Here is a 6,550-nt window from a genome sequence, read left to right on the forward strand (position 1 = left end):
GGCCGGCTGCGCGTCGCGGTGGACGGCGCCCCGCCGGCCGGCCCCGACGAGCTGGCGGCCGCGCTGGTCGACCCGCTGCGCGCCCTGGGCCGCCCGGCGCTGCACATCCGCGCCGCGGACTTCCTCCGCCCCGCCTCGCTTCGCTTCGAGCACGGCCGCGACAACCCCGACGCCTACTACGAGGGGTGGGTGGACGAGGCGGGACTGCGCCGGGAAGCGCTCGACCCGGCCGGCCCGGCGGGCTCCGGTCGGGTGCTGCCCTCGCTCTGGGACGCCCGCGCCGACCGGGCCAGCCGGGCCCGCTACGTCGAACTGCCGCCCGGCGGCGTCCTGCTGGTCAGCGGGGCGCTGCTGCTCGGCGGCGGCCTGCCCTTCGACGTCACCGTCCACCTGGAGCTCTCCCCAGCGGCCCTGGCCCGGCGCACCGACCCGGAACAGGGGTGGACCCTGCCCGCGTTCGCCCGCTACGCCGACGAGGTCGCCCCGGCCTCCTTCGCCGACGTGGTGGTCCGCGTCGACGACCCCCGCCACCCCGCGCTGGTCGAGTCCGGAGCGTCCCTGTGAGTCCGAAAAACTCGCCGGTTTGATCCGTCGCGCCCCTGGGTATTCGCCCGGCTCACAGAGCACGGGTGATCGCCCGCGCACAGACGGACCACGGCCGGGGCGCACCGCACCGGCGCCCGGGCGTACTTCAGGCCCAGAAAGGCAGGCAGCGATGCTCGTCCACGACACGGTCGGTACGGGCCGATCCCAGGTGGAGATCGACCAGATCCGGCTCTCCCTGCAGGCCCGCTACGACGAGCTGTCCGCGGAGTACGAGCAGGCGGTGCTGCAGAGCCAGGTGCTGCGGCTGGTGGAGGTGGGTGACACCGCCGGCGACGACCAGGCCGACAGCGGCACCAAGACGGCCGAGCGGGACACCGCGCAGTCCCTGCTGCGCACCATCCTCGACCGCCGAGCTCAGTACGAGCACGCCCTGGCCCGGCTGGACGAGGGCACCTACGGCTGGTGCGAGGGCTGCTCCGCGGCCATCCCGGTCGAGCGGCTGGAGATCTTCCCCTCCGCCACCACCTGTGTGCAGTGCAAGCAGACCCGGGAGCGTCGGGCGGCCTGAGACCTGCGGTTGCCGGTCGGCCCGGGACGCGGTGGACTTCACTGATGGGTGACATCCTCGTGGGCACCGCCTCCTGGACCGACCGGACGCTGCTGGACTCCGGCTGGTACCCGCAGACCGCCGACACACCGGAGAAGCGGCTGGCCTACTACGCCCGCCAGTTCCCGCTGGTCGAGGTGGACGCCACCTACTACTCGCCGCCCGCCGAGCGGACGGCAAAGCTGTGGGCCGAGCGCACCCCCGCCGGCTTCACCTTCAACGTCAAGGCGTTCAGCCTGCTCACCGGGCACCCGACCCGGGTCGGCGCCCTGTACAAGGACCTCCGGCCCGACACGGAGAAGAAGAACCTCTACCCCGACGACCTGCCGCCTCAGGCGTACGAGGAGGTCTGGACCCGGTTTCTCGCCGCGCTGGACCCGCTGGTCGAGGCGGGCAAGCTCGGTGCGCTGCTGTTCCAGTTCCCGCCCTGGTTCACCATCAAGCGGGACAACAAGCAGTACCTGCTCGAGGTGGCGAAGCGCTGCGCCCCGCTGCGCCCGGTCTACGAGTTCCGTCACGCCTCCTGGTTCGACGGGGCCAACGCCGACGAGACCCTCGCCTTCCTGCGTCAGCACCGGCTGGCGTACGTCTGCGTGGACATGCCGCAGGGCCACCGCTCGTCGGTGCCGCCGGTGCTGGCCGCGACCGCGGACCTCGCCGTGGTCCGCTTCCACGGGCACAGCGACAAGTGGACCAGCAAGGACATCCACGAGAAGTTCGGCTACCGCTACTCCGACCGGGAGCTGAAGGACTGGGCCCCGAAGCTGCGCGAGCTGGCCGACTCCACCGGGCAGACCCACGTGCTGATGAACAACTGCTACCAGGACTACGCACAGCGCAACGGGCAGCAGCTACAGGCGTTGCTGGCTGGGTAAACGTCGGGCGCACACGATCTGCCGGCCTACTGCGTGTCGCGCTGGTTGGCGAGAGCGGCCAGGCTGTGGGCGATCGACGTCAGGGCGAGGGCCTGGACGGCGTCCCAGGTGCCGGGCTTCAGCTTGGCGGCGGTCGCGGCGGCCTGCTCGGCGTAGGCCTTCGCGGCGGCGGCATCTCGTGCGGTCATGCGAAGTGACGCTACTCGATCGATCTCGTCCCCTCCAGGCGCGGCCTTGGGCGGTCGTGGACCCGCTACGCCGCGCGCGGTCTCACCCGGTCCGGGTGGGGTCGGGTCACCCACCTGCCGGGCAGGGTGGCAGGTGCGTGCGGCCGGGACGGCCGCCGGAGGAGACGGTACGGAGGTGGCTGGAGATGACGGTTCGGGTGGTACCGGATCGACGACGCAGCGCCGTGCTGCACGTCGTCGGGACGACCGGCGACGCCCGGTGCGCGCCGCGCGCCGGCCGGGTCAGTCCGGTCCGGCAGTGGCGTGGCCCAGTGGGGCCGCCGCGGCGCGCCGACAACCGACGGTGGGAATCCGACGTACGGGGGTGGAGAGATGGCTGAGCAGCTGAAGTCGGCGGTCGAGTCCTCTATGGAGAAGACCAACCTGATCCTCAAGGACATCGAACAGGCCTACGGCTGGCCGAAGGAGCAACGCAACCAGTCCTACTGCGCGCTGCGCACGGTGCTGCACCTGCTGCGTGACCGGATGCCGGTGCAGGAGAGTGTGGAGTTCGCCGCGCAGTTGCCCGTGGTGATCCGGGGGATCTACTTCGACGGCTGGAAGCCGATGGACGTGCCGGTGAAGCTGAACCGGGACGACTTCCTCTTCGAGGTCCGGCAGCGCTTCCAGTACGACATCGAGGGCGGCACGGAGCATCTGGTCCAGGTGGTGTTGGACGCCCTGCGCAACAACGTGACGACCCAGGGACAGTGGGACGACGTGAAGGACACCATGCCCAAGGACGTGGCCCGGATGCTGCCCTGACTGGTGCGCCCGACGGCTCGCTCCACCCGGTGGAGCGAGCCGTCCACGTCTTTCCCGCTGGTCAAGGCCGGACCGGCCGCGGCTCGCCGTCGCCGCTGCCGGCGTCCTCCGCCGACGGGACGCGACTGACCCGTCGACCGGCCCGGGCGGCCAGTGCGGCGAAGGCGATGGCGTCCACCACGGCCGCGCCGCCGGGGTCGTTGTTGAAGTAGACGTACGCCGGCTCGTCGTCGCCGAATGCGGCGGCCAGCCGGGTGACCCAGGAGGCCAGCGAGGTGCGACCGTACCGGGGCCAGGGACGAGCCCGTCCCTCGTGCAGCCGCAGATACCCGAAGTCCGTGGTGCGCCAGCGCGGCGCGACGGGGCGGCCGAGCCGGTCGGCCCAGACCAGGGCCGCCCGCCGCCGTTCCAGCACCGCCCGGGTGGCGTCGGTCCACCAGGACGGGTGCCGCGGCTCGACCGCGACCCGGACGTCGGCGGGGAAGAGGCGCAGGGTCGCGTCGAGTGCCTCGGGGTCGGCGGGCAGGTTGGGCGGCAGTTGCAGCAGCACCGGGCCGAGGCGGTCGCCGAGCGCGGTCGCCCGTCCCAGGAACCGGGCCACCGGCTCGGCCGGTTCCCGCAGCCGCTTGACGTGGGTGAGGTAGCGGCTCATCTTCACCGTGACGCAGAAGTCATCGGGGGTGCGGGCGCGCCAGGCGGCGAAGGTGTCCCGCTCCGGCAGCCGGTAGAAGGCGTTGTTCACCTCCACCGTGGCGAACCGGGCGGCGAAGTGCTCCAGCCAGAGGCGCTGCGGCAGCCCGGTGGGGTAGAGCCGGCCCCGCCAGTCGCGGTACTGCCACCCGGAGGTGCCCAGCAGGATCATCGGGGCGGCCCTACCAGAGGTCGAAGTGGAAGACTTCGAAGGCGGCGCCGTAGCGGACGCCCAGCCGGGTGCCGGCGGGGCGGCCGAGCCCCTCCAGGAACTCCTCGGCGTCGAAGCTGCCGTCGCCCAGCCCGGTCAGGTACGCCTCGTGCGCCCGGAGCGAGGCCACCCCCTGCGCGAAGGTGTCAGTGACGTCCACACCGTGCGCGGACAGCGGGGAGGACGCGGCCCAGACCTGCCGGACCCCGTTCCACGGCTCGACCCCCGCGGTCAGCTGCTCCGGGAAGATCCACCGGTTGCCGGCGTCGCGCACGGCGTCCAGCACCGCCCGCCCGGTGGCGATGTGGTCGGCCTGGTTGAGCGCGTACGCCCCGTCCCACGTGTCGCGGAAGTTGTTGGTGATGACGATCTCGGGCCGGTGCCGGCGGACCACCGCCGCCAGTTCCCGGCGCAGCGGCACGCCGTACTCCAGGATGCCGTCGGGCAGGCCGAGGAACTCGACGGTGTCGACCCCGACCACGGCGGCGGAGGCCCGCTGCTCCTGCTCGCGGACCTCGCGGGCCTGCGGCGGCGGCATTCCGTCGATGCCCGCCTCGCCGCTGGTGACCAGGCAGTAGACGACGTGCTTGCCCTGGCCGGTCCAGCGGGCGACCGCGGCGGCGGCGCCGAACTCCAGGTCGTCGGGGTGGGCCACGATTGCCAGCGCCCGCTGCCACTGCTCGGTCACCGGCTCCAGCGGCCGCGGCCCGGTCGGCTCGGTCATCGCACCTCCCTCGTCCGAGAGGGACCATCCTGTCACCATCGTCGCGGCTCCGCCGAGCACCGCCGGCCGATCGGGTGCGGGCCGCGAAAGCCGCGCGCGGGTGTGCGCTGTGCGGCGGCGGACCACCATTGACGCGCGGCCGTCGGGCTGACAGCATGTGGAAGCGCTCCCATCGACCTGAGTCGTGCTCCTGCCGCCCGCTGGCGGCCCGACGAAGGACAGGGAACGCATGCCCATCCACGATCTGCCCGGCCGGACCCGACCCGCACTGCTCGCCGCTACCCTCGCCGCCACCACGCTGCTCGGCGTCGGCATCGGGATCAGCCGGCCCGACGCCGCCGACGCCGCGACCAGCCTGAAGACCCTGGCCGCCGCCAAGGGCCGCGACGTCGGCTTCGCCCTCGCGGTCGACCGGATCACCGAGCCCGCCTACCCGGCCGTCGCCGACAACGAGTTCAACCTCGTCGTCGCCGAGAACGCGATGAAGTGGGACTCGGTGGAACCCGTCCAGGGACAGTTCCGCTGGACCGGCTCCGACGTCGTCGCCGACTACGCCACCGCCACCGGCAAGAAGCTCTACGGGCACACGCTGCTCTGGCACCAGGCGCTGCCGGGCTGGGTGGCCGCCCTGCCCGCCGACCAGCTCCGCGCGGCCATGCGCCACCACATCACCACGGTCGTCGACAAGTACGAGGGCCGCGTCGCCGCCTGGGACGTGGTCAACGAGGCGTTCTCCGACAACGGTGACGGCTCTCGCCGCGGTGACTCCGTCTTCCAGCAGAAGCTCGGCGACGGCTACATCGCCGAGGCGCTGACCACCGCCCGCGCCGCCGACCCGGACGTCGACCTCTGCCTCAACGACTACAGCGTCGAGTGGGTCGGCGCGAAGAGCGACGCCCTCTACAACCTGGTGAAGAGCTTCAAGGCCACCGGCGTGCCGATCGACTGCGTCGGCCTCCAGGGGCACTTCGTCCTCGGCCAGGTTCCCGGCGACCTCCAGGCCAACCTCCAGCGCTTCGCCGACCTCGGGGTGGACGTCCGGATCACCGAACTCGACGTCCGCGTGCCGGTGCCGGCCGACGCCACGAAGCTCGCCCAGCAGGCGTCGGACTACCGCAGGGTGTGGCAGGCCTGCCTCGCCGTCACCCGCTGCCGGGGCGTCACCACCTGGGGCCTGACCGACCGCTACTCCTGGATCCCGGAGTTCTTCGCCGGCCAGGGCGCCGCGCTGATGTTCGACGAGAACTACGCGCCCAAGCCGGCGTACCAGGCGGTCGCCGAGGCGCTCGGCGGCGCGCCCACCCCGAGCCCGACCACGCCCACCCCGAGCCCCACGACGCCCGCGCCGGGCGTCGGCTGCACCGTCACCTACGTGCCCAACTCGTGGAACACCGGCTTCACCGCCGAGGTCCGGATCCGCAACGACGGCCCGACCGCGATCACCGGCTGGTCCGTCGGCTTCGCCTTCTCCACCGGTCAGGCGGTCACCAACGGCTGGAACGCGACGGTCAGCCAGGCCGGCGCCCAGGTGACCGCCCGCAACGCCGCCTGGAACGCCACCGTCCCGGCCGGCGGCACCGTCAGCTTCGGGTTCCAGGGCACCCACGGCGGCGTCAACCCGTCGCCGGCCGCCTTCACGCTCAACGGGTCGGCCTGCCGCGCCGGCTGAGCGCCGAACCGCCCGTGCCCGGCCCGACGGACGTCTACCGTGTGGTTAGAGAAGATCGGGCGTGGGGTACCACCCGCAGCACGACGGACCCCGGCGTACGGCGGGGCGGCACATCCGAGGGAGCACCGATGGCACTCAACGACGACGACATGCAGACCACCAGCGGCGGCGGGCTGGAGGGCCCGGCCGACGGCGGCGCCACCCCCGGTCACCAGGACGGCGGCGCCGACGGTGGT

Annotated in this window: 8 protein-coding genes; 5 read left to right on the plus strand and 3 right to left on the minus strand. The window is 72.8% G+C overall.

Annotated elements, in window-relative coordinates; all coding sequences use genetic code 11:
* The 3 genes from NCC78_RS25750 to NCC78_RS25760 all read left to right on the plus strand — a co-directional run.
* A partial coding sequence (locus NCC78_RS25750) for a nucleoside/nucleotide kinase family protein (protein ID WP_250797677.1) occupies positions 1-564 on the plus strand: 564 nt, incomplete at its 5' end.
* 151 nt (positions 565-715) lie between these two features.
* Positions 716-1,114, plus strand: a complete 399-nt coding sequence (locus tag NCC78_RS25755; RefSeq protein WP_250797679.1) for a TraR/DksA family transcriptional regulator — start codon at positions 716-718, stop codon at positions 1,112-1,114.
* Between the two features lie 44 nt (positions 1,115-1,158).
* Complete coding sequence (locus NCC78_RS25760) at positions 1,159-2,028, plus strand: DUF72 domain-containing protein (RefSeq protein WP_250797680.1); 870 nt, start codon at positions 1,159-1,161, stop codon at positions 2,026-2,028.
* Between the two features lie 26 nt (positions 2,029-2,054).
* Here the strand turns inward: NCC78_RS25760 and NCC78_RS25765 are convergent, their stop codons facing one another.
* Positions 2,055-2,216, minus strand: coding sequence for a hypothetical protein (locus NCC78_RS25765; RefSeq protein WP_250797681.1), 162 nt, complete (start codon positions 2,214-2,216; stop codon positions 2,055-2,057).
* A 372-nt stretch (positions 2,217-2,588) separates the two neighbouring features.
* Between NCC78_RS25765 and NCC78_RS25770 the strand changes: the two genes are divergently transcribed.
* The gene (locus NCC78_RS25770; protein ID WP_250797682.1) at positions 2,589-3,020 is read left to right on the plus strand and encodes a DUF2267 domain-containing protein; all 432 of its coding nucleotides are present in this window, start codon (positions 2,589-2,591) and stop codon (positions 3,018-3,020) included.
* Between the two features lie 61 nt (positions 3,021-3,081).
* Here the strand turns inward: NCC78_RS25770 and NCC78_RS25775 are convergent, their stop codons facing one another.
* Complete coding sequence (locus NCC78_RS25775; RefSeq protein ID WP_250797684.1) at positions 3,082-3,882, minus strand: DUF72 domain-containing protein; 801 nt, start codon at positions 3,880-3,882, stop codon at positions 3,082-3,084.
* 10 nt (positions 3,883-3,892) lie between these two features.
* Complete coding sequence (locus NCC78_RS25780) at positions 3,893-4,645, minus strand: PIG-L deacetylase family protein (protein ID WP_250797685.1); 753 nt, start codon at positions 4,643-4,645, stop codon at positions 3,893-3,895.
* Positions 4,646-4,874: 229 nt separating this feature from the next.
* Between NCC78_RS25780 and NCC78_RS25785 the strand changes: the two genes are divergently transcribed.
* The gene (locus NCC78_RS25785; protein WP_250797687.1) at positions 4,875-6,314 is read left to right on the plus strand and encodes a glycoside hydrolase family 10 protein; all 1,440 of its coding nucleotides are present in this window, start codon (positions 4,875-4,877) and stop codon (positions 6,312-6,314) included.
* The last annotated feature ends 236 nt before the right edge of the window (positions 6,315-6,550 follow it).

Source organism: Micromonospora phytophila (assembly GCF_023656545.1).
GTDB lineage: Bacteria > Actinomycetota > Actinomycetes > Mycobacteriales > Micromonosporaceae > Micromonospora > Micromonospora phytophila.

Coding starts and splice junctions, on each gene's coding strand:
- NCC78_RS25780 (WP_250797685.1), bottom strand. CDS start 4,645: ATGACCGAGCCGACCGGGCCGCGGCCGCTGGAGCCGGTGACCGAGCAG.
- NCC78_RS25765 (WP_250797681.1), bottom strand. CDS start 2,216: ATGACCGCACGAGATGCCGCCGCCGCGAAGGCCTACGCCGAGCAGGCC.
- NCC78_RS25760 (WP_250797680.1), top strand. CDS start 1,159: ATGGGTGACATCCTCGTGGGCACCGCCTCCTGGACCGACCGGACGCTG.
- NCC78_RS25770 (WP_250797682.1), top strand. CDS start 2,589: ATGGCTGAGCAGCTGAAGTCGGCGGTCGAGTCCTCTATGGAGAAGACC.
- NCC78_RS25755 (WP_250797679.1), top strand. CDS start 716: ATGCTCGTCCACGACACGGTCGGTACGGGCCGATCCCAGGTGGAGATC.
- NCC78_RS25775 (WP_250797684.1), bottom strand. CDS start 3,882: ATGATCCTGCTGGGCACCTCCGGGTGGCAGTACCGCGACTGGCGGGGC.
- NCC78_RS25785 (WP_250797687.1), top strand. CDS start 4,875: ATGCCCATCCACGATCTGCCCGGCCGGACCCGACCCGCACTGCTCGCC.